Genomic DNA, 21,940 nt, shown 5'->3' with positions numbered 1-21,940 from the left:
TTGCCCTTCTGGAAGACAATGCCGCTCCATGACGTTCGACGCGGTGGCGAGAAGGGCCTTTCGACCTATTTGAAGCCCATCACCCGGTGCGGGATATAGGGGGCTTCAAGCCGCGCAATCTCGTCATCGCTGAGCTCCAGCGTCAGCGCCCCGAGAGCGTCGTCGAGATGATGCGGCTTGGAGGCGCCGATGATCGGCGCGGAAACCGGCTTCTTCGCCAGAACCCAGGCAAGCGCAATCTGCGCCATCGGCACGCCGCGCTCCTTGGCAATCGCTTCGACGGCTTCCACCACCTTGCGGTCGGCATGCTCGGTTTCGGCGAAGAGCGTCTTTCCGAAGGCATCGGTCTCGGTGCGGTTGGTCTCGGTGTCGAAGGGCCGCGTCAGCCGCCCGCGCGCCATCGGGCTCCAGGGAATGACGCCGACGCCTTCGGCTTCGCAGAGCGGCAGCATTTCGCGCTCTTCCTCGCGGTAAAGCAGGTTGACGTAGTTCTGCATCGTGACGAACCGCGCCCAGCCATTCGCCTTCTGGGTGGCGAGCATGGTGGCAAACTGCCAGGCATGCATGGAGGAGGCGCCGATATAGCGCGCCTTGCCGGCCTTCACCACATCGTTGAGCGCTTCCAGCGTTTCTTCGATCGGAACGTCGTAATCAAAGCGGTGGATCTGGTAGAGGTCGACATAATCGGTGCCGAGCCGGCGCAGCGAGTTGTCGATTTCCTGCATGATCGCCTTGCGCGAGAGGCCCGCGCCGTTCGGCCCGTCATGCATGCGGCCATGGACCTTCGTGGCAAGCACGATTTCCTCGCGCCGGGCAAAGTCCTTGAGCGCCCGTCCGACGATCTCTTCCGACGTTCCGGCGGAATAGACGTTGGCCGTGTCGAAGAAGTTGATGCCGTCCTCGATCGCCTTGCGGATGAAGGGTCGGCTTGTTTCTTCCGTGAGCGACCATGGGTGCGGCCCCTTGTCGGGCTCGCCATAGGTCATGCAGCCGAGGCAGAGGCGGGAGACGTCGAGGCCGGTGCGGCCAAGCTTGATATAGTCCATGGGATCGAACTCCTGTTTCCTTCAGGGCTTTGTGCCGCCGGCCCGGAAGGCCGGCGGTGAAAGGGCGGGAATCAGGCGGCCTTGGCGAAGGCCTTCTTGCCCTCTTCGTCGAGTGCGGCGAATTCATCGTCCGAAAGCGCGATCGAGGCAGCGGAGAGGTTCTCCTCCAGATGCTTGACCTTGGAAGTTCCGGGGATCGGCATCATCACCGGGCTGCGCTTCAGAACCCAGGCAAGCGCGATCTGGCTTGGCGCGGCGTCGTGCTTCTTGGCAATCTCGTCCAGAAGCGAACCGGAGCTTGCAAGTTCGCCGGCTGCGAGCGGATGCCACGGAATGAAGCCGATACCGTTTTCAGCACAATAGTCCAGAACATCCTCGCTGGTGCGATCGACCAGATTATAGCGGTTCTGGACGGTCGCGACCTTGAAGACCTTGCTTGCCGCCTGGATCTCGTCAACCGAAACCTCCGAGAGGCCGGCATGGGCAATCAGCCCTTCATCGAGAAATTCGCGGATCGCGCCGAACTGCTCGTCCTGCGGGACCTTGGAATCGATGCGGTGAAGCTGCCAGAGGTCCAGCTGTTCGACGCCGAGATTGCGCAGGCTCTTATGCACCTGCTGACGCAGATATTCCGGCCGACCGACCGGCAGCCAGACATCGGGTCCAACGCGGGTGAGCCCACCCTTGGTGGCGATCTTGACGTCGCCATAGGGATGAAGCGCTTCCTTGATCAACCATTCGGAGACATCCGGGCCGTAGCTGTCGGCAGTGTCGATGAAGTCGACACCCAGTTCCGGCAGGCGCTTCAACGTTTCGAGCGCGCCGTCACGGTCGGCGGGTTCGCCCCAGATGCCCTTGCCGGTAATCCGCATCGCGCCAAAACCAAGCCGGTTGACGGTGAGTGTGCCACCGATCGAAAACGTGCCGGCCTTATCGGCGATCTTGTCAGCCATGATAATCTCCTGAATAAAAATCGTGAAATGCGACACCGCTGAAACGCGCGTGCGCGGGAAATGCCTTCCATTACGGAAGTGGGGTATGAGCGCCAAGATTTCAACCCGCGGCGCGGCTGCGGAAAGGCGGCTGTGCCTGCGCCGCAGGCGAGACGCGGCGAGGGCGTTAGCGCTCATCCCCGAAATATTGCTGGGCGAGCGCACGCACGATCCCATCCTCCTGCAGCGACAGCAGCCGGACTGTGATCGGGTAGATCAGCGTGTCCTGACCATAGGGAAGCGCGAAGCCGAACTTGTCGGGCGCGAAGATCCTGCCCACCACATCAAGACCCAGGTCCGGGTGCTGCGCCTTGTAATATTCGAGAACCGGCGCGTCGCCGACGATGGCATCAATATCCGCTGCCCTCAGCGCTTCAACAGCCTGATCCATGTCGGTATAGGTTGCGAAGGCAACGCCGTTGCGGCGCATCCGGGTTTCCGCCGTCGAGCCGCGGAACACGCCGACGGTGCGGCCGGGCAGATCCTCCGGGCCGGTGATGTTGCCGGTGATCGCGATACTCGTCATCACGCTGGTGACCGATGAGGTTATGTAGGCGACGATGGCAATGCCAATGACCAGCCAGAAGGCCGAGAAGATCTTGCCGTACCAGCCAAAGAGCTTCGACCGGCTGGGAAGGCTCCCGCGTGTTGCCACCAGCATCACGGCATAAAAGCTTTCCGCGATGCCGTCGGGCCAGCGCCGCGTGAAGGTCTTGTCGAAACGCCGGTCGAACAGGGTCAGGCCGACGGTTGCAATCAGGATGAAGACCAGGAGCCAGGCGTAATAGCGCAGATAGCCGGCCTCAGCGAGCCCGTTCCAGATATTGGCGAGCGAGGAGGAGCTTCGGTCATCGACCATGATCCTGAGCCCGGAATCAAACCAGGGCTGGGTGAAGTCGACCCGCTCCGCACGCTCTTCGGTAATCGAAATCGCCCCGATCGCCACGTCGAGTTCGCGCGCGGCCGTTGCTGCCAGCATGTCAGCCACCGTCTCGAATTCCACCATGGTCGGCGCGACGTTGAAACCTGCCTCGATCTCGCGCCAGAGATCGACGGCCATGCCGCCGAGATTGCCTTCGCTGTCCTTGGTGACGAAGGGCGGCAGGATGCGGTAGCCGACGGTTACCGTGCGCGGCGCGACGTCCTGTTGCTGTGCGCTGACGGGGCTTGAAAGGGCGCCGCCAAAACCCAGAATGAGAAGCGCAAGCAGGAAGCCATGGACGAGGGCGATCGGTCTTTTGCGTGTTCTGGGCATGACGTCCTTTCGATTCAACCGCGATAGATCAGCAGAAGGAAGGCTATGAACAGCAGAAAGTGCACGGCGCCCTGCAACAGATTGGTGCGGCCGCTGGCAAAGGTGACGATGCTGACGGCCAGCATCAGCACCAGCATCATGGCGTCGAGGGGAGCAAGGCCAAGTTGCAGGTCGAGGCCCAGCGCACTCGACACGACAAGCATGATCGGAACGGTCAGTCCGATCGTGGCGAGCACGGAACCGAGAAAGATGTTCACCGATGACTGCAGCCGCTTGTCGAGGGCTGCCCGCACCCCGCCAATGCCTTCGGGCGTGGTGACCATGATGGCCATCAGCACGCCGCCGATCATGCCCGGCGCACCCATGGTCTCGATGATGTAGTCGACGGGTCTTGCGAGCTGTTCGACAAGATAGACGACGGGCAGAATGTAGGCGAACAGAAGCGCCACATGGAGCCAGATCGAGCCTATCGGCTTGTGATGGTCTTCAGGTGCAGCGTCGTCTTCCTCGGGCTGGGCAAAATAGCCGCGGTGGCGGCCCATCTGCATCATCAGGAAGATGATATAGAGGCCTGCCGCCATCGTGCCGACCATCACCTTCTGCAGCGTGCTGAGCGTCGGTCCCTCGGTTGCGAGGCTTACATTCGGAAGCAGAAGGCTGAAGGCGGCAAGCGGAATGATCACTCCGAGATAGGCGTTTGCCCCTTGCAGGTTGAAGCTCAGTTCGCGGTGGCGCAGCGCGCCGAGCAAAAGCGAAATCCCCAGCATGCCGCCCATGATGATCATCACCACCGACATCAGCGTATCGCGCACCAGCGCCGGGTTGTTCGCGCCGTTCAGCATCACGGCGGTGATGCTCATTACCTCGATGCCGGTGATCGAAAGGGTCAGCACCAGGGTGCCGAAGGGCTCTCCCAGGCGTTCCGAAATCTTCTCGGCATGGCGCACAACGCCAATCGCCGCTGCGAGGATCACCACGAACAGCCAGACGAGCACGAACCCAAGTTTCAGCGGGTTGTCCATGCCGTGAAACAGGCTGTCTTCGAACAGCATCGCCGCGATGCTGGAGAGGATTGCGACCCCGAGCACCCGTTCACGCTTTGCAAGTGATGCAAGGGACCGGCGCGTCTCAACCGAGCCGTGTTCGATGGTCAAGGGCGTGTCTCCTCTGTCGGCCGACCCGGGACTCGTCCTTCCGCTTGCCATGTTCTCGCCACAATATCAACCGCGTTGCCGCGGGCGATCAGTATTCCTTTTCGTAGAAAATGCCGCCGGTTGTCTCTCCGGATGTGGATGCGGAGCCCTTGACGATGAAGTTCCGGCCGATGTCGATGTTGATGCTGGCTCTGGTGCCGGTGTCGCGGCTCTGCTCGATCTCGAGATAGGTATTGTTGTTGAGATACTTGCCGACACTCACGGAGGCATTGCCCTCAGAGTCGGTCGAAAGATCAAGATTGTCGACGCCAAGCACCTGCCGGATCGAGCCGAACAGCGACTGATCGGTGCCGCCGGTCAACTGGATGACGGCATCGGCCAACTGGGCGATCTGCAGCGCGGAAAGCTGCGAGGAAGACTGGTTGAACAGCAGCTGCGCAAGGATCTCATCATCCGGCAAGGGCGGCGAGGAGGAAAGCTGCACCTGCGGATCGTTGGCGATGCCCTGAAGCGCAATAGTGACGTCGGTGCCGCCCGCGCTCGTATCCGCTCTGAGGTCGATCATCGGGATCAGCGCGCCGCCAAAGGTGATGCGTCCCTGCGTGAAGGTCAGCCTGCGGCCGAGGATCGAAAGCCGGCCGCGCACCAGATCGAAACCGCCGCTCACGATCGGGTCCTGGGTGGTGCCGGTGATGCGCACCGTGCCGCCGAGTTCGGCGTCAACGCCACGGCCGCGCACGAAGATCGCGTTCGGGGCTTCGATGGTGAGGTCGAGCGCAAGCGTCGTCTGCGCGCCGCTCGCCTGCTGAGGCGCGAGGATTTCGGCCTGACGGAGCACGGCCTTCGAAGCATCCTCATGCACGATATCGATCTGCGAGATCGACGCCGGCAGACGGTCGGGAATGACGATTGCTGTGCGCGCAAGCGTGAGCTTTCCGGCCAGCAGCGGCCGGGAGAGCAACGGCCCATCGACCGTCAGCGTGCCGTTCGCCGTGGTCGTCAGCATCTGACCGTCATTGATGACGGCATTGTCGGCGACAATCGTGAGTGAGGCCGGATATCCGCCGCTGAGACCGATCGTGCCGTTGATTGTCACTGTGCCGCCCGCGGCAAGCCTGCCGGTCAGGCCGTTGACGACCAGCTGATTGCCGGAGAGCGTCACCCCGCCGTCGATATTGTTGAGCGAGATGTTACGGCGGATATCGGTCAGCGAGTCGATGGCGACGCTGACATCGCCCGAATAGGACGGGCTCGTGATCGTGCCGCCGATCGTGGCGTCGACATTGGCGCTGCCGGTGATGGCGAAGCCGGAATTTGCCGCGATCGCCGAGGCGACCTGCATCGGCAGCTTGCCCTTGACGTTGAGGTTGAGCGGCCTGTTGCCCGTCAGGCCGACGGATCCGGTGATGCGCGCATTGATGCCTTGCGGGTTGATGATCGTGGTGTCGGTCGTGACCTGATTGCCGTCATAGCGCCCGCTCGTGGTGAGCGTGAACGGCTGTCCGCCAAGTGAGTTGGCCTGTTGCAGATTGGCGTTGTCCCAGCGCAGATTGTAATCGGCCTGAGGCCGCGCGATCGTGCCGTTGGCGGTCACCGTGCCGGAAATCGTGCCGCTTGCACCGACACTGGGCATGAACTGGTTGGCGATCGCCGCAGAAACGCCGTTGATGTTCGCGGTGATGTTCAGTCTTTCGCCAACCGTTCCGCTGGCGGTCACCGTGCCGCCGCCGACGCCCAGCCGCAGATTGTCGATCCTGGTCGTGCCATTGGCGATCGAAATCCTGGCCGGAGCAAGCAGGCGCAGGTTCAGTGCCATCGGCGAACCCTCAAGCTGGTTCAGCGTGATGGCAAGCGTGTCGCCGCGGCTGACATCGGCCTTCAGCGCAACCGGCTGGCCATCGTGACGGGCGGTCACGTCGAAGCTTGTTCTCGTGCCTTCGTTGCGCGCTGCAACGGTGATGTCGGTCAGCGTCTGGCCTGAAACGGTCACAGAGCCCAGCGTGATCTTGCCGCTCGCCTTCAGCGCGGAGATATCCGAGACAGTCATGTCGGCATCGAGATTGTTCGCGGTAATGCCGTTGACGATGAGGCGGTCGCCACGAGCGTCGATCGACAGGCCGATGCGGTCATTGGCATTGTCGAGTTCGATACGACCCGAGACCGCGCCTTCGGCCTTCTGTCCGGCAAGCCCTGCAAGAAGCTTCAGGTCCGGGAAATCGAAGCTGATGCCGCCCGCCGGCTGGAACGCCTTGTTGAGCACGAGGTCGCCGGAGAAGGTGTTGGCGCCCACCGTTCCGTCAATGCCGGAGATTTCCGTCTGGCCGTCCTTGGAGGTCACGTTTGCGGACACCGAAAGCGGTGCATCGGCATAGGTGCCGGTGGCCGAAAGCGTTCCCGACGGCGCCGACATGTCGGCCGTGCCGGAGAGCTTCGCGACGAAATCCTTCAGGGGCTCTCCGGAAATCTGCAGGCTGTCCGCCGAAATCTTTGCATCGATGTCGGGCTTGGCGATTTCGCCGGTGATCTTGGCATCCACCACGGCCGAGCCGCTGACCTGCGGCGACAGGCGCTGGAGTTCGCTCAGGGTTGCCTTGAGCGTTGCGTTGATATTGCCGCCGGTGAGGCTGACTTCGCCTCCGGCATTGATCAGTCCATTCTCGACCTCAAGGTTCTTCAGCACGACATCGCCCGACGCCGTCGTCAGGAAGAAATCGCTTTCGATGCGCGTCATGTCCTTGATCATGCCCGAGACCGCGTCGGGCAGGGCATCGGCGAGCACAAACAGCTTTGCGTGGCCCGTTGCCTCGCTGGTCTCGAGATTGTAGTCCACATTGGCCGTGGCGCCGACCGCGCCGCTTTCCAGAGCGACATTGTCAAGCTGCACCGTCTTCGGTGAAAGCGTGACCCGGCTCTTCAACGACAGCGGCGCCTCGATCATCCGATCAAGGCTCTCGTCGCGGAAGGCGAGACTCTCGACGGAGAGGCCGAGGTTGAGCGCACCGGTGCGCGTCAGCAGATTGAATCCGGTTCCGTTTGCTGCCAGCGAAACACCGCTTGCGGAAAGCTGCGGCAGTGACAGCTGCGAGAGCGTTACCGTCGCGGAAAGATCGGCATTCTTGGCGGGGCCGTGCAGAGAGAAAGCAGCGTTTTCGAGCGAGATCGACAATGCGTCATCATCGATCGGCCAGGAAAACGGGACCGATCCGCCGTTGACGCCGTCGACATTGATGTCGAGATCGTTTTCCCCGGTCTTGTCATAGGTGCCGGAGGCGGTCAGCACGAAGCTTCCGGTCGAGATCAGGCCCTTGCCGATCTTGATGCGGCCGTTGGGAGAAAGCGTCGCCGAGACGTCGATATCGGTCTTGCCTTCGACCAGCGACTGGAACTCCGACGGCGTGAGCGGCGAAAATTCGCCCTCACCGGTAATCGTGACCGTGCGGTCCGATTCCGCGTTCAACTGATGGCGGACATCGATCTCGCCAAGCGTTTTGCCGGAAAGGCTTGCGGCAACATGGCCCTTCCAGTCCGAAAGCGGGCCGTCGCCGTCAACGGTGATGTTGAGTGCGGGGGCGCCCGGAAGCTTCAAGAGCGTGGCGACGATGCCGCCTTCAGGCTCATTGACCTCCGCCTTGATATCGAGAACGTTCTGATCGGGTGCGTATTCGACATCGGCGCGGACATAGGTGCCGGCGCGGGTGCGGTGTTCGATGTCGATCGCGCCGGAGATCCGGTCGGTCACGGCGCGCGCATGGCCGCTTGCCGAAAGCGGGTAGTCCTCGCCCGCCACCGCCTCCGCAATGTCGATTTCGGCAAAGTCGAATTTCTCGATATCGATGCCGATCGGGAGCGAGAAGCCTCCCTGGCTTTCCTTTTTCGGGGCGGGCTTGCCGGGAATGGGAAGACGGGCAAGGGCAATCTTGTCAGCGGTCAGGCTTTCGGCGGTAAACCGGCCGCGCAACAGTGCCATCGGCGACCAGTCGAGCACAATATTGTCAATCGCGGCATAGGGTCCCTTGATGTCCGAGACGGAGATGCTTTCGATGGTGAAGTGGCCGGTCAGCGGTGCGCTGACCCTGCCGACATGGACGGCGAAATCCGGCGAGGCGATCCGCTTCGTGACCTGTCGAACGGCGAAATTGGCGCCGGAATCGGTGTAGCCGACCAGGATGACGGCCGTCAGGATGACGAGCAGAAGCAGGGCAAAAAGCCCTGCGATGATCTTCACCAGTCGTCTCAAAAACACTATCGCCATTTGGCTCCTCGGGCGCGACAAGCTCTTTTGAAACTAGAGTGATTTGCGCGTATTTCCAATCATGCCATCAAAGGCATGAATGCATCGTCAATTGCAAGAAGCCGCCTAGAAGGTCTGTCCGATACCGGCATAGATGCCGTAATTGTCACCGCCGGGATAGCGGTCGAGCGGCACGGCCACATCAAGACGGATCGGGCCGAACCCGGTCAGATACCGCACGCCGATGCCGGCGCCGGCGCGGATGTCGCTGAAATCTGGGAAATAGTCGACCGACACGTCGGCGGCATCGATGAACGGAACGACCTGGATGTTCTTGGTGACGCCGATCCGCGCTTCAACCGTTGCCCCGACATAGGACCGGCCGCCGGTTTCCTCTCCATTGGCAAGGCGCGGCGAGATCGACTTGTAGGCATAGCCGCGCACGCTGCCGCCGCCGCCGGCATAGAAGCGGTCGGTTGCGGGAATGTCCTGAAGATCGCTGCCGCCGACGATCGTGCCTGCGCCGATCCGGCCGGCAAGCGTGAAGCGTTCCTCCTCGCCGAAGGTGAGATAGGTCGAGCCGACGGCCTCGAACGCGGCGAAGCTTTCAGAGTTCAGGAAGTCGTAGGACGGTTCCGCATTGGTGAGGATGTAGACACCCTTGGTCGCGTTCAGCGGATCGTTTCTGGTATCGCGGTCGAAGCCGAGCGGCAGCGACAGGTTCAGGTAATCCTCGGTGCCGAACGCATCCTGGATATTGGAGTAGTCGAGCGCGATGCCGAGGGAAACCGTGTTGTGCTCGCTCTGCTCGAACGTATAGCCGAGGCTTCCGGTCACCGATTTGGCATTGTACGGATCCGGGTTTTCGGTCGCCGTGATGATGCTTGCGGTAAACATGCCCGAAGGCGCGATCAGGCCGGGCTTGGTGAAGGTGATCCCGCCCGACACATCGAGCGAATTCAAATCGTAGCCATCCGAAGCGCCGATGCGTGAAACGCCGGCATCAAGCCGCAGACCCTCGGCCTCGCCGAACAGGTTGCGATGGCCCCAATAGCCCTGCAACCCAAGCCCGTCGATCGACGAGACGTTTGCGCCAAAGCCGAAATAGCGGAACTTGCCGTCGCGTACCGTGATCGTGGTTGGCAACTGGCCGTTCGCGTCGAGCTCGTCGCCGGTGGTTATGGTGACGGCATCGAAGGTCTTGAGTGCCCGCAGCCGGTTGGCCGCTGCCGTCAGTTGCTCGGGAGAATATTGCTGGCCGGGCCGCAGGCGCGAATAGCGTTCGATGAATTCGTGCTTGACGGCTTCAGAGCCCGAGACGGTAATGTTTCCAAGATCGGCAACCGGCCCGTCGGCGGCCGTGATCTCGACATCGACCGTGGAATTGGCGTGATTTGCGATCACTTCGCGCCGGGTGATCGTTGCGAAGGGATGACCCTGATCCTTGAGCTCGGCTGCAATGGTGCGCGCGGCGGTCAGGATGGTTGTCGAATAGGCGGGCTTGCCGGTCTGAAGTTCGATCCGTCTCGGATCGAAGCTTGCGGGTGCGCCTTCGAGCTTGATGTTGGCGAAGGTGAACATCGGCCCGGCATTGATCGTCACGGTGACCGGAACCGGGTCCTCGCGTCCGAAATCCGGCAGCCCGATGATGTTTTCGATGGACTGGCCGTTGACGTCGATATTCACCACGCCGCCGTAATAGGCCTTTTCGTAGAGCGACCCGACGAGGATCTGCAGATCATCGCGCGCCTTGACCAGCACGCCGAGATCGCCTTCGACCGGAATATTCTCATCGCCAAGAAGCGCCGAGCGATTGCGCAGGAAGCCGTCAAGGCTGCTGTCTCCGCCATTGACGTTGAATTTTACGACATAGCGGACAGGATCCTGGATCGAGGAGGTGTCGACCTCGCGCTGGCCCCACAGGTGAATTCCGAAAAGGCTGAAAGCGTTCGCGTCTTCGCTCACCGCGAAAAACGCAGCGGCAATCGCCAGCTGCAGATGCAGCGCACTGGCTATTCCGAAACTCTTCCGTTTTGAACGGCTCAACATTTACCACTCGACCAGATCGCGAAAATTCATCTACGCGATAAGTTATTAACAGCTTCGCGAACGCATAGCCTCAGATATACGAAAACCCGGCAACAGCGTTAACCGTTTATTACGGCTGCTGTATGTCGGGTCTCGATTCGCCACAGACATTGCGCCTTATCGGCGCGCCGGGCAGAGGGCTCGCTGCCCCTTGAGGCAGCGGGCCTATGTCTTACCGCGGGCAGGTGTCGGTATATTCGCGACCATAGCGGTCACGGTAGTAGCACTTGCCGGGCTGGTTTTCCACTGCGCGGCCGATAAGCGCGCCAGCACCTGCGCCGACAGCGCCGCCAACGAGCGCGCCGCCGAGACCGCCGCCGTCAATTGCGGTACCAACGAGAGCGCCGGTGCCAGCGCCGATGGCGGCACCTTCCTGAGTGGGCGTGCAGGCCGTCGCTGCAAGCGAAGAAACGCCGATCAGAATTCCTGCAAAAAGTTTTTTCATGATTCCCTCATCACATTTGCGCCTTGGTCCCGCGCCGACAGACCGATCCATTGTGTCCCGGATCTGATCGTTGCCGTCCCTCAGTTGCAGCACATTGCCGCTCTTTCAAAACATACCCGATTACCGATCCAGCGAAAAGCGAAAAGCTTTATGCCCAGCCATCACGGTCTAGGTTGAGATTAAATGGATAGCCTGCCGTTTGGTTCCACCAATGGCTCATTTTACAATCTGTGCGGCAAATTGACCCTGATCAAGTTTCAATCGCGCGGTTGCGTGTAGGCAAAGTTTGGAATAATTCAAACTATGGCCTGAAGCCGCAGGGTAGGAATTCGCCGCCGATGCGGGTTGACGTCGAGCAATCTACGTCAAATTCTGACGATAAAGACAACATGGCCGGTGGTGGAGCATCTGGGTAATGGATTTCGAGGCATTCTTCAAAAACGAGCTGGCGGAACTGCATCAAGAGGGCCGCTACCGCGTGTTTGCTGAACTGAAGCGCCACCGCGGAGAATTTCCGCGGGCTTCCCGTTTCAAGGATGGCGCCGCCTCCGACGTGACGGTCTGGTGCTCGAACGACTATCTCGGCATGGGGCAGTGTCCCACCGTGATCGCCGCCATGCAGGAGGCGATCGAAATCTGCGGGGCAGGGGCCGGCGGCACCCGCAATATTTCCGGCACCAATTATTACCACGTCCAGCTGGAGCAGGAACTTGCCGATCTTCACGGCAAGGAAGATGCGCTGATCTTCACCTCGGGCTACGTGTCCAACTGGGCGACGCTTGGAACGCTCGGCGAGAAGATCCCCGGCCTGATCATCTTTTCGGATGCGCTCAATCACGCCTCGATGATCGAGGGCATCCGCCACGGCAAGTCCGCGCGCGTGATCTTCCGCCACAATGATCTCAACGACCTCGAAGCCAAGCTGAAGGCCGCAGACCCGGATGCGCCGAAGATGATCGCCTTCGAATCGGTCTATTCGATGGATGGCGACATCGCGCCGATCAGGGAAATCTGCGATCTGGCCGACAAATACGGCGCCATGACCTATCTCGACGAGGTTCACGCGGTTGGCATGTACGGTCCGCGCGGCGGCGGCGTTGCCGAACGCGAGGGTCTGATGGACCGCATCACCGTGATCGAGGGCACGCTCGGCAAGGCGTTCGGCGTGATGGGCGGCTACATTACCGGCTCCAAGGCGCTTGTCGATTTCATCCGGTCGTTCTCGTCCGGCTTCATCTTCACGACCGCGCTGCCGCCTGCGCTCGCCGCCGGTGCCGTTGCCTCGATCCGCCACCTCAAGGTCAGCCAGATCGAACGCATCCGCCATCGCGAACGCGTCGAAACCCTGCGCCGCAAGCTCGACCGCCAGGGCATTCCGCACATGCCGAACCCGAGCCACATCGTGCCGGTGATGGTGGGGGATGCCGCCAAGTGCAAATGGATCTCGGACATTCTGCTCGATGATTTCGGCGTTTATGTCCAGCCGATCAACTATCCGACCGTGCCTCGCAAGACCGAGCGCCTGCGCTTTACGCCGACGCCGCTGCACAGCGATGCGGACATCGATCATCTGGTCTCGGCGCTGCATTCGCTTTGGTCGCAGTGTGCGCTGGCGCGCGCCGTCGCCTAAGCGACGCTGCCGGAATTTCGGTTGACATCACCTCCGGCTTTCCGGATCAAGCAGACAATGCTGCTTTTGGTCCGGAGGGCTTTTCATGGAAATTTCGCAACGCATTGACGCGGTGATCGACCGCGCAATCGATGATGCGCGCATCGTCGGAACGGTGGTCCTGGTCTGGCGCGAAGGCACGCCGGTATACGAGCGGGCCGCAGGCCATGCCGATCGCGAGGCGGGCAAGCCCACGGCGCTCGATACGATTTTCCGCTATGCCTCCGTGACCAAACCCTTCGTTGCCGCCGCTGCGCTGGCGATGATCGATGCCGGCAAGTTCTCGCTCGATGACCATGTCGGCGACCTGCTGCCCTGGTTCCATCCGCCCGGTCCCGATGGGCGGCAAGCACAAATCACCATACGCCAGCTTCTCACGCACACGGCCGGCCTCAATTACAGGCCTGGCGCCGGCATTCTCCCTGCGCATGAAGCCATGACCGTCGGCATTGAAGACAGCGACCTGTCGCTGGAAGAGAACTTCTCCCGTCACAATGCCGTTCCGCTGGACTACAAGCCCGGCACGGCGTGGGAATACTCGATCGCGATCGATATTCTGGGCGCAGTCCTTGCCGAGGTGGAGGGCGCTTCCGTCGAAGAAACGCTGAAACGCTATCTCCTTGCGCCGCTCGGCATACGCGACACCACGTTTCATGTGGCCGACGCCGAGCGGCTGGCAGTGCCCTATTTCAATGCCGACCCGATCCCTCAGCCCATGGGAGAGCCGCAGCGTGTGGCCTTTGAACCTGACCGCGTCTACACGTTCTCGCCCGCGCGCATATTCAACCGCCGTGCCTTTCAGGGCGGCGGCGGCGGTATGGCCGGAACCGCCGGTGATGTGATGAGGCTTCTGGAAATGGTGCGCCGAGGCGGCGAAGGGATCTTGAAACCGGAAACTGCAAGGGCGGCGCTCACCAACCAGATCGGCGATTTGAGCGTACGGCCGGGCGTCAGGTTCGGCTTTCTCGGAGCCGTCACGGAAAATGCGGTGCTCGACAATTCGCCGCTTCCCGATGGCGCGGTGTCGTGGGGTGGCGTTTACGGCAATCGCTGGTGCCTTGATCCGAAAACCGGCACGGTCGCCGTCGCCATGACCAATACGGCGCCGGAAGGCTGCGACGGCGCCTTTCCGTCTGACATCTTGCGAGCCGTGTTCGAGGCCTGATCCGCGAGAGCCCTCGGAGCGTAGTTCTCTCACAAAGGGAGAGATAAATGCCGGCAGCCAGTATGAACAGCCTTGCCGAAGGCTATCGCGCGCTCGTCATCGGTGCCTCAGGCGGCATCGGCCAGGCCTTCTGCACGGCGCTTGCAGATGATCCGCGCTGTGCCGGGCTGGAGCGTCTATCGCGACAATCGGATGGGTTCGAGATCACGAGCGAGCCTTCGATCATGGAGGCTGCGAAACGGTTCGAAGGCGTGGCTTTCGACCTCATCCTGTGCGCGACCGGGGCGCTGCATATCGATGGCGCTGGACCCGAGAAGACCATCAGGGCGCTGGATGGCGAGGCGATGGCGCGGCAATTTGCCGTCAATGCCGCGGGGCCGGCGCTGGTGATGAAGCATTTTCTGCCTCTCGTCGCGCGCGATCGCCGCGCGATCTTTGCCTGTCTTTCGGCGCGTGTCGGCTCGATCGGCGACAATCACATCGGGGGCTGGATGTCCTATCGGGCAGCGAAGGCGGCCTTGAACCAGATCATCCGCACAACCTCGATCGAGGCAAGGCGCAAGCTGCCCGGCCTGTCTCTGGTGGCGCTCCACCCGGGCACGGTCGCCACGGCGCTTTCCGAGCCCTTCGCAGCCGGCAATCGTCGTGTTGAAGCGGGCGCGGCCGCCAAAAACATGCTTGGTGCGCTCGACGGACTGGAAAAGGGCGAAACCGGTCTGTTTCTTGCCTATGACGGCAGTCGCATCGAATGGTAATACCTATGCGTTGACAAGCTCGGCCGCCCTTCGGCGCGCCTCGCCATCGGCGGCGTAGATGTCATCTATGCTGGTCGCTGTCTTTAGGTCGTCGAGGGCGTCCATCACCGCTTCGGTGATATCCGCCATTTCCAGAAAGCCGCAGCGACCTTCGATGAAGGCCTCGAGCGCCACTTCCTTGGCGCCGTTCAGCACCGCGCCCTGCAGCCCGCCGCGTTCCATGGCGCGCCGCGCAAGCTTCAGCGCCGGAAAGCGGGTTTCGTCGGGCGCTTCGAAATCAAGCCGCGCGAGCTTGGCGAAGTCAAGCCTTTCCACCGCAAGCGGACGGCGCTCCGGATAGGCAAGCGCATAGCCGATGGCGGTGCGCATGTCCGGCGCGCCGAGCTGGGCGAGGATCGAGCCATCCGCATAGCCGACCATCGAATGGATGATCGACTGCGGATGCACCACGACTTCCACCTGATCGGGCGTCAGCCGGAACAGATGCTGCGCCTCGATCATCTCGAGCGCCTTGTTGAACATCGAGGCGCTGTCGATCGAAATCTTGAGGCCCATCGACCAGTTGGGGTGCGCGCGCGCGGTCGCGGCATCGACATGGCGCATTTCTTCCAACGTCTTGGTGCGGAACGGGCCCCCCGATGCCGTGATGATGACGCGGTCGAGCGCCCGGCGCTGGTGCTCCTCGAACACCTGGAAGATGGCGGAATGCTCGCTGTCGACGGGGATCAGCGTGCCGCCGCCGCGTTGAACGGCATCCATGAACAAAGGGCCGGCCGAGACCAGGCATTCCTTGTTGGCAAGGGCGATATCAGCGCCGGCAGCCGCCGCCTTCAGCGTCGGCGCAAGGCCGGCCGTGCCGACGATTGCCGCCATCACGATGTCGTTTTGCATCGAGGCGGCTTCATCGAGCCCGCTTGCGCCGGCGGCCGCCGTGATGCCGGTGCCGGCAAGCGCGTCCTTGAGGTCGCCATAGCGGCTCTCATCCGCCGTGACCGCCATCGCCGCCCTGTGATCGATCGCCTGACGGGCGAGTTTTTCGACATTGGCATGGCCGGTGAGCGCGGTGATCTCGAAGGCGCTGCTGCCGCCGAGCTGGCCGATGACGTCCAGTGTGTTGATGCCGATGGAGCCGGTCGCGCCGAATACGGCGATGCGTCGCGTCATGTTGCTGACCTGTTGATCGTTTGCGTCTGGCTCTAGAACATTTCGCGGCCAGGGGGAACACCCGCATCGGCAAGGCACTGGAAAAACCTGACCCGAGGCTTTATCACAGAACCGGGACCGCGCGATCGCCGCGAAACCGCAATCGAGGGAGTGCAATATGCCCGCAACAATCAAGCGCGTCGGCGTGATCGGGGCCGGTGCCATGGGCTGCGGCGTTGCCCATGTATGCGCCATCGCCGGCTATGACGTCCATCTGATCGACAGCGGGCAGCAGCAGATAGAGCGCGGCCTTGCCACGATCAACGGCAATCTGGCGCGCCAGGTCAGTTCTGGCAAGCTGTCCGACGAGGATCGCAAGAAGGCGCTGAAGCTGATCACGGCGTCCACCGACCTGCAGGACCTCGCCTCAGCCGACATGGTGATCGAGGCGATCACCGAGGACGAGAGCGCCAAGCGCGCGCTCTACGCCAAGATCTGCCCGATCCTGAAGCCCGAGACGCTGCTTGCCTCCAACACCTCCTCATTCTCGATCACCCGGCTTGCCGCATCGACCGACCGGCCGGAGCGGTTCATGGGCGTGCATTTCATGAACCCGGTTCCGGTGATGGAGCTGGTGGAGCTGGTGCGCGGCATTGCGACCGAGGAGGTGACCTTCGAGACCGCCAAGGACTTCGTCCGCTCGCTCGGCAAGACGCCGACGGTGTCGGAAGATTTTCCGGCCTTCATCGTCAACCGAATCCTGATGCCGATGATCAACGAGGCGATCTATGTGCTTTACGAGGGCGTCGGCACGGTCGACCACATCGACACCGCCATGACGCTCGGCGCCCGCCATCCGATGGGCCCGCTTGAGCTTGCCGATTTCATCGGCCTCGATACGTGTCTTTCGGTGATGCAGATGCTGCATGAGGGCCTTGCCGACAACAAGTACCGGCCTTGCCCGCTTCTGGTGAAATATGTCGATGCCGGCTGGCTTGGCCGCAAGTCCGGCCGCGGCTTCTACGACTATCGCGGCGACGAACCGGTGCCGACTCGATAGACAGTCAGCGGCAACAGGTCTCCGTGCCGCCCGACAGTTCCTCGAGGATGGGACAGTCCGGCCGATGGTCGCCGTGGCAATGGTCGGCAAGATGCTGAAGCGTGGCCTTGAGGCCTGCAAGCCGGGCGAGCTTTTCATCGATCTCGGCGATCTTGGCCGTTGCCAGCGCCTTGACCTCGGCACTCTCGCGGGCGTTGTCATCGTAAAGCGAGAGCAGCAGCCGGCATTCCTCGACCGAAAAGCCGAGATCGCGCGAGCGATGGATGAAGTTCAGCCGGTGCACCAGATTGTCGGAATAATCGCGATAGCCGTTATCGGCCCGGTCCGCGATGACGAGGCCGATTTCTTCGTAGTAGCGAATGGTCTTTGGCGGCAGACCAGAGCGCTTGGCGGCTTCACCGATGTTCATGGGTTTGCTCCAAATGGACATTCGGAAAATAGTTATCGTTCCGCTCGAATTCAATTCGATCGCCTTGCTGAATTATGGTGCAAGTGTACTGACAAGATCGCATGTCTGCGAAATTTTGGATTGTCACCTGATTGAATTGATGTGTTGGTAGTAATGCAATATTTATTTCTATAATAATACTGATGAACTTAAATTTATAAAAATTCATTGAATTTCCTTTTTAATTAATAATCATTGGCAACTCCTTTTTTGGTTTGCCGGTTAATGCAATAAAATTCAAATCGCCGAACATATATAGATATAGTCATATTATTAGTCAAGTACAAATTGTAATGTTTTATTTATTCATAGTAATTTTAAGTAAGAATACTTGAGTAAAATTCAGGCAAGCGCGGTGCGCAGCATCGCCGCCAGGTCCTCGTCGCCATTGCCGCTTTCGAGACATGCCTTGTAATTGGCAAGTGCCGCATCGATCGCCGGGGTGTCGACATCGAAGCTGTCGGCGACGCTGGCAAAGAGCGTGGCGTCCTTCACCGCGCCACGCACCGGAAAGCCGACGCTTCTGTCTTCGCCGCGAATGCGGGGTGCGCGGGTCTTGAGCGCGGGCGTGCCGCCGGGGCTGGTCATCAGGATGTCGAGCATCTTGTCGAGGCTGAGGCCGGCGCGCTTGCCGGTCAGAAGCGCTTCGCGCAGCACTTCCCAATAGCCGCAGAGCACCATGTTGTTGACGATCTTGGCCGCCGCGCCCGTGCCCAGATGGCCGGCATGATGGATGCGGTCGGAGAGCGTCTCGGCGACGGGAAGGAAGCGTTCGAAGTCGATATCGGCGCCGCCGATGTAAAGGCCCGCCTTGCCGTCGATCACCAGTTCCGGCCCGCCGGAGATCGGCGCGTCGATCGCGCTGCCGCCCTTGGCCTTGATGCCGCCGGAAAAGCGCTTCAGCAGCGTGGGGCTGACAGTCGAGGTCTCGACGACGAGCTTGCCCGGAAGCGAGGTGGTCAGCAGCGCCTCGAGCACGGCTTCCACCGCCGCGTCATCGATCAGCGAGGTGATGATGATGTCGGCCTTGTGGGCAAGCGCGGCCGGGGTGAGCGCAACCTCGGCATGGGTTTCGGAGGCTAGTTCCATGGCGACGCCCTTGCGCGACCACACCACAAGCGGAAAGCCGAAGGCCGAAAGCCTGCGTGCCATCGCCGTGCCCATGCGGCCCATGCCGCAAATCCCGATCACTTCCTTGCCGGCTGTCATGTCACGCTGCCTTCGACTGATGGTATTCCTTGATCGCGATCATGCGGATATCGGGCGCGCGTTCGCTCTCGTAATTCAGCGAGAAGCCGTCCTGCGCCAGGAACACCGGATCACCGTCGAGATCGCGAGCAATATCGCCGCGATGGCTGGAAATGAACTTTTCGAGGTCGGCCGTCTTTTCCGCCGAAATCCAGCGGCAGATCGAGAACCGCGCCATTTCGAACGACACCGGCAGACCGTATTCGGCCTTCAGCCGCTCCTTCAGCACGTCGAGCTGCAGCGCGCCGACGACGCCGACGATCGCGGGCGAGCCGTCCTCCGGCGTGAACAATTGCACCACGCCTTCCTCGGCCATCTGCTGAAGGGCTTCCTTCAGCTTTTTCGCCTTCATCGCATCTTCCAGCCGCACGCGGCGGAGGATTTCCGGCGCGAAGTTCGGCACGCCCTGAAACACCAGCGCCTCGCCATCGGTCAGCGTGTCGCCGATGCGGAGCGCGCCGTGGTTCGGGATGCCGACGACATCACCGGCGTAAGCGGTATCGGCAAGCTGGCGCTGCGAGGCGAAGAAGAATTGCGGCGCAGTCAGCCCCATCTGCTTGCCGGTGCGGGCAAGCCGCGCCTTCATGCCGCGCGTCAGCGTGCCGGAGCACACGCGCACGAAGGCGATGCGGTCACGATGGTTGGGGTCCATATTGGCCTGGATCTTGAACACGAAGGCGCTCATCTTGGGGTCGGTGGCTTCCACGGTGCGGATATCGGCCACCTGCGCGCGCGGCGCGGGTGCGAAATCGGAGAGCGCGTGGATCAGGTCGCGCACGCCATTGTTCCTGAGCGCCGAGCCGAAATAGACCGGCGTCATGTGGCCCTCGAGAAACGCCTGCCGGTCAAAGACGGGATAACCGTCGATGGCGAGCTCCGCCATTTCCGACCATTCCTGCCGTTCGTGGCCGGGCAGCTTTTCGGCGACCACTTCCGGACCGTTGACCTTGGTCAGCGTCTTTTCGCTGTCGCCGTAGCGCACGGCGCTTTCCTTCAGATGATAGGTGCCGCAGAAGCTCTTGCCCTGTCCGATCGGCCAGGTCATCGGCACGGTGTCGAGCGCGAGCTTCTCCTGCACTTCCTCGAGAATCTCGAAGGTATCGCGGGCTTCCCGGTCCATCTTGTTGACGAAGGTGATGATCGGGATGTCGCGGAGCCGGCAGACCTCGAAAAGTTTCAACGTGCGCGGCTCGATGCCCTTGGCCGCGTCGATCACCATGATCGCGGCGTCGACCGCCGTCAGCGTGCGATAGGTGTCGTCGGCGAAGTCTTCGTGGCCGGGGGTGTCGAGCAGGTTGAAGACGGTGTTCTCATATTCGAAGGTCATCACCGAGGTGACCACCGAAATGCCGCGCTCGCGCTCGATCTTCATCCAGTCCGAGCGGGTCTGGATCCGGTCCTTCTTGGCCTTCACCTCGCCGGCAAGCTGGATCGCGCCGCCGAACAGCAGCAGCTTTTCGGTCAGCGTGGTCTTCCCGGCGTCGGGATGCGAGATGATCGCGAAGGTGCGGCGGCGGGCAACCGCCTCGGCAAGCGTTTCGGGCATCGGTCGAATATCCTGTTGATGGCGGCCTATGTAGCGATTTGGGCCCGAAGATGCAATTGACCTGTCGCGCGGCGATGGCGAAGGATGCAGCCGAGATAAGCACGGCGCGAAATGCGCAGGATTGATATCGGGTATTCGAGGTCGGCCCGCCCCTTTCTTCTGCGTCATCCTCGAGCTTGACCCGAGGATCCACTCACGTCTCCACGCGACAGGCGTGGGTTGTCGCAATTGGCCCTACGGCGCAAGACCCGCAGGCTCCGCGCGCGACAATTGTGGTTAGATGCTCGGGTCAAGCCCGAGCATGACGCAGAAGGTGAGTGTGGCGAACAGCCGCGAGGACAAAAGCAATGAACACGGACAACGAGATGACACTGAAGCTGAAACGGCTCGAACACGCAGACGGAATCGAGCCCCCGGCCTATGAAACGTCCGGCTCCGCAGGCATGGACATCCGCGCGGCACTCGACGCGCCGATGACGCTTCAGCCGGGCAAGCGCGCGCTGGTGCCGACCGGCTTCATCTTCGAAATCCCGGAAGGCTACGAGGCCCAGATCCGCCCGCGCTCCGGCCTCGCCTTCAAGAACGGCATCACCTGCCTGAACACGCCCGGCACCATCGACAGCGATTACCGCGGCGAGGTGAAGGTGCTGCTGGTGAACCTTGGTGAAGAGGCCTTCATCATCGAGCGCGGCATGCGCATCGCCCAGGTCGTCATCGCCCCGGTCACCCAGATGCCGGTTTCCGTCGTCGATGCCGTGACCGACACCAAACGCGGCGCCGGCGGGTTCGGCTCGACGGGCGTGTGATGGCCGAAGGCCTCTCCTTCCGTCAGGACTATCTCGTCGATCCCGCCGCTTTCGAGGCACTGGCCGCGCTTTTGCAGGATACGTTCGGGATCGACATCCGCCCCGCCCTGACGCTCGCCGGCATGGATCGCACCACCGTGCCCTTCGGCTATTTCGACGAGGACGGGCGGTGCGTCGCCAATTTTTCTATGTTCTCGATGCCGCTGATGGTCGATGGCGAACGGGTGATGGCGGCAGGGTATCAGTCCGGCGCGGTCCGTCCGGAGCATCGCGGCAACGGGCTTTATCGCGACCTGATGCGCCGCGCGTTTGCCCACGCCCGCGCGACCGGCCACGCTGCCGATATCCTGATAACCGACAAGCCGGGGCTTTACGAGCCCTATGGCTTCCGGCAGGTGCGAACCTTCGGGTTCCGGGGCAAGGCGCCGGCCGCGCAACCGGGCGCCGTGCCGGGGCGCGGGGTCTCCCCGGAAAATGCCGACGACGTCGCGCTGATGGTCGGCCTACTCGCGCGCCGGGAGCCGGTGTCGCAGCGTTTTTCGGTTATGGACATGCGTGAGCTCTTCCTGCTGAACGCGCTCTGGCAGAAGGACGACACGCGACTCACCCACCTTCCGGCGCATGATGCCGTGGTCGCGTGGAAACGGGATGGAGCTCGGCTGGAGCTCCTCGATATCATCGCGCCTTCGATTCCGCCGCTTGCGGCGATCTGCGCCGGGCTTGGCGGCGGATTTGCCGAGGTCGAAAGCCGCTTCGGACCGGACCAGCTCGACTGGCCGGGGGCAGAGGCGATTGCCGATAACCATCTTCACCTGATGGCCTCCGGGCCACTTGCCGACAGGCTCAATGCCGGCCCGGTCGGCTTTACCACGCTTTCGGACTTCTGAAG

General features: G+C 61.8%; 17 protein-coding genes. 6 read left to right on the top strand and 11 right to left on the bottom strand.

Annotated features, from left to right (window positions below; all coding sequences use genetic code 11):
• Window positions 1–65 precede the first annotated feature (65 nt).
• From HPQ62_RS08335 to HPQ62_RS08305, 7 genes are all read right to left on the bottom strand, one after another.
• Window positions 66–1,046, bottom strand: a complete 981-nt coding sequence (locus HPQ62_RS08335; RefSeq protein WP_174802086.1) for an aldo/keto reductase — start codon at window positions 1,044–1,046, stop codon at window positions 66–68.
• Window positions 1,047–1,117: 71 nt separating this feature from the next.
• On the bottom strand, window positions 1,118–1,999 hold the full coding sequence (locus tag HPQ62_RS08330) for an aldo/keto reductase (protein ID WP_174802085.1): 882 nt from the start codon (window positions 1,997–1,999) through the stop codon (window positions 1,118–1,120).
• 166 nt (window positions 2,000–2,165) lie between these two features.
• Window positions 2,166–3,293 (bottom strand): transporter substrate-binding domain-containing protein, encoded by a 1,128-nt coding sequence (locus tag HPQ62_RS08325; RefSeq protein ID WP_174802084.1) that lies wholly within the window; start codon window positions 3,291–3,293, stop codon window positions 2,166–2,168.
• A 14-nt stretch (window positions 3,294–3,307) separates the two neighbouring features.
• Window positions 3,308–4,345, bottom strand: a complete 1,038-nt coding sequence (locus HPQ62_RS08320) for a calcium:cation antiporter (RefSeq protein ID WP_244629628.1) — start codon at window positions 4,343–4,345, stop codon at window positions 3,308–3,310.
• A gap of 190 nt (window positions 4,346–4,535) precedes the next feature.
• Window positions 4,536–8,699: a translocation/assembly module TamB domain-containing protein gene (locus tag HPQ62_RS08315; RefSeq protein WP_174802082.1), complete on the bottom strand. Its 4,164-nt coding sequence runs from the start codon at window positions 8,697–8,699 to the stop codon at window positions 4,536–4,538.
• A gap of 105 nt (window positions 8,700–8,804) precedes the next feature.
• Window positions 8,805–10,727 (bottom strand): autotransporter assembly complex protein TamA, encoded by a 1,923-nt coding sequence (locus tag HPQ62_RS08310; RefSeq protein ID WP_174802081.1) that lies wholly within the window; start codon window positions 10,725–10,727, stop codon window positions 8,805–8,807.
• 211 nt (window positions 10,728–10,938) lie between these two features.
• Window positions 10,939–11,211: a glycine zipper domain-containing protein gene (locus tag HPQ62_RS08305; RefSeq protein WP_174802080.1), complete on the bottom strand. Its 273-nt coding sequence runs from the start codon at window positions 11,209–11,211 to the stop codon at window positions 10,939–10,941.
• A 415-nt stretch (window positions 11,212–11,626) separates the two neighbouring features.
• On the opposite strand from HPQ62_RS08305, the gene hemA reads away from it, so the two are divergent.
• From hemA to HPQ62_RS08290, 3 genes are all read left to right on the top strand, one after another.
• A complete protein-coding gene (gene hemA, locus HPQ62_RS08300; RefSeq protein WP_174802079.1) occupies window positions 11,627–12,841 on the top strand; it encodes a 5-aminolevulinate synthase in 1,215 nt (404 codons plus the stop codon).
• An 85-nt stretch (window positions 12,842–12,926) separates the two neighbouring features.
• The gene (locus HPQ62_RS08295) at window positions 12,927–14,045 is read left to right on the top strand and encodes a serine hydrolase domain-containing protein (protein WP_174802078.1); all 1,119 of its coding nucleotides are present in this window, start codon (window positions 12,927–12,929) and stop codon (window positions 14,043–14,045) included.
• Window positions 14,046–14,092: 47 nt separating this feature from the next.
• Window positions 14,093–14,800: an SDR family NAD(P)-dependent oxidoreductase gene (locus HPQ62_RS08290; RefSeq protein WP_244629610.1), complete on the top strand. Its 708-nt coding sequence runs from the start codon at window positions 14,093–14,095 to the stop codon at window positions 14,798–14,800.
• Window positions 14,801–14,803: 3 nt separating this feature from the next.
• Here HPQ62_RS08290 and dxr read toward each other — a convergent pair whose 3' ends face one another.
• Window positions 14,804–15,964, bottom strand: a complete 1,161-nt coding sequence (gene dxr, locus HPQ62_RS08285) for a 1-deoxy-D-xylulose-5-phosphate reductoisomerase (RefSeq protein WP_174802077.1) — start codon at window positions 15,962–15,964, stop codon at window positions 14,804–14,806.
• 157 nt (window positions 15,965–16,121) lie between these two features.
• Between dxr and HPQ62_RS08280 the strand changes: the two genes are divergently transcribed.
• Window positions 16,122–17,003: a 3-hydroxybutyryl-CoA dehydrogenase gene (locus HPQ62_RS08280; protein WP_174802076.1), complete on the top strand. Its 882-nt coding sequence runs from the start codon at window positions 16,122–16,124 to the stop codon at window positions 17,001–17,003.
• 4 nt (window positions 17,004–17,007) lie between these two features.
• Here the strand turns inward: HPQ62_RS08280 and cueR are convergent, their stop codons facing one another.
• From cueR to HPQ62_RS08265, 3 genes are all read right to left on the bottom strand, one after another.
• Window positions 17,008–17,412 (bottom strand): Cu(I)-responsive transcriptional regulator, encoded by a 405-nt coding sequence (gene cueR / locus HPQ62_RS08275; RefSeq protein WP_174802075.1) that lies wholly within the window; start codon window positions 17,410–17,412, stop codon window positions 17,008–17,010.
• 381 nt (window positions 17,413–17,793) lie between these two features.
• The gene (locus HPQ62_RS08270; protein ID WP_174802074.1) at window positions 17,794–18,660 is read right to left on the bottom strand and encodes an NAD(P)-dependent oxidoreductase; all 867 of its coding nucleotides are present in this window, start codon (window positions 18,658–18,660) and stop codon (window positions 17,794–17,796) included.
• A 1-nt stretch (window position 18,661) separates the two neighbouring features.
• The gene (locus tag HPQ62_RS08265) at window positions 18,662–20,245 is read right to left on the bottom strand and encodes a peptide chain release factor 3 (protein ID WP_174802073.1); all 1,584 of its coding nucleotides are present in this window, start codon (window positions 20,243–20,245) and stop codon (window positions 18,662–18,664) included.
• Between the two features lie 347 nt (window positions 20,246–20,592).
• Here HPQ62_RS08265 and dut point away from each other — a divergent pair, with 347 nt between their 5' ends.
• Complete coding sequence (dut, locus tag HPQ62_RS08260; RefSeq protein WP_174802072.1) at window positions 20,593–21,051, top strand: dUTP diphosphatase; 459 nt, start codon at window positions 20,593–20,595, stop codon at window positions 21,049–21,051.
• Window positions 21,051–21,938, top strand: coding sequence for a GNAT family N-acetyltransferase (locus HPQ62_RS08255; RefSeq protein ID WP_174802071.1), 888 nt, complete (start codon window positions 21,051–21,053; stop codon window positions 21,936–21,938). Before dut ends, HPQ62_RS08255 begins: the two co-directional genes overlap by 1 nt.
• Window positions 21,939–21,940: the final 2 nt, after the last annotated feature.

The organism is Martelella limonii (assembly GCF_013344475.1).
GTDB classification, from domain to species: Bacteria; Pseudomonadota; Alphaproteobacteria; order Rhizobiales; family Rhizobiaceae; genus Martelella; species Martelella limonii.
This window is presented reverse-complemented; position numbering and strand designations above follow the sequence as displayed.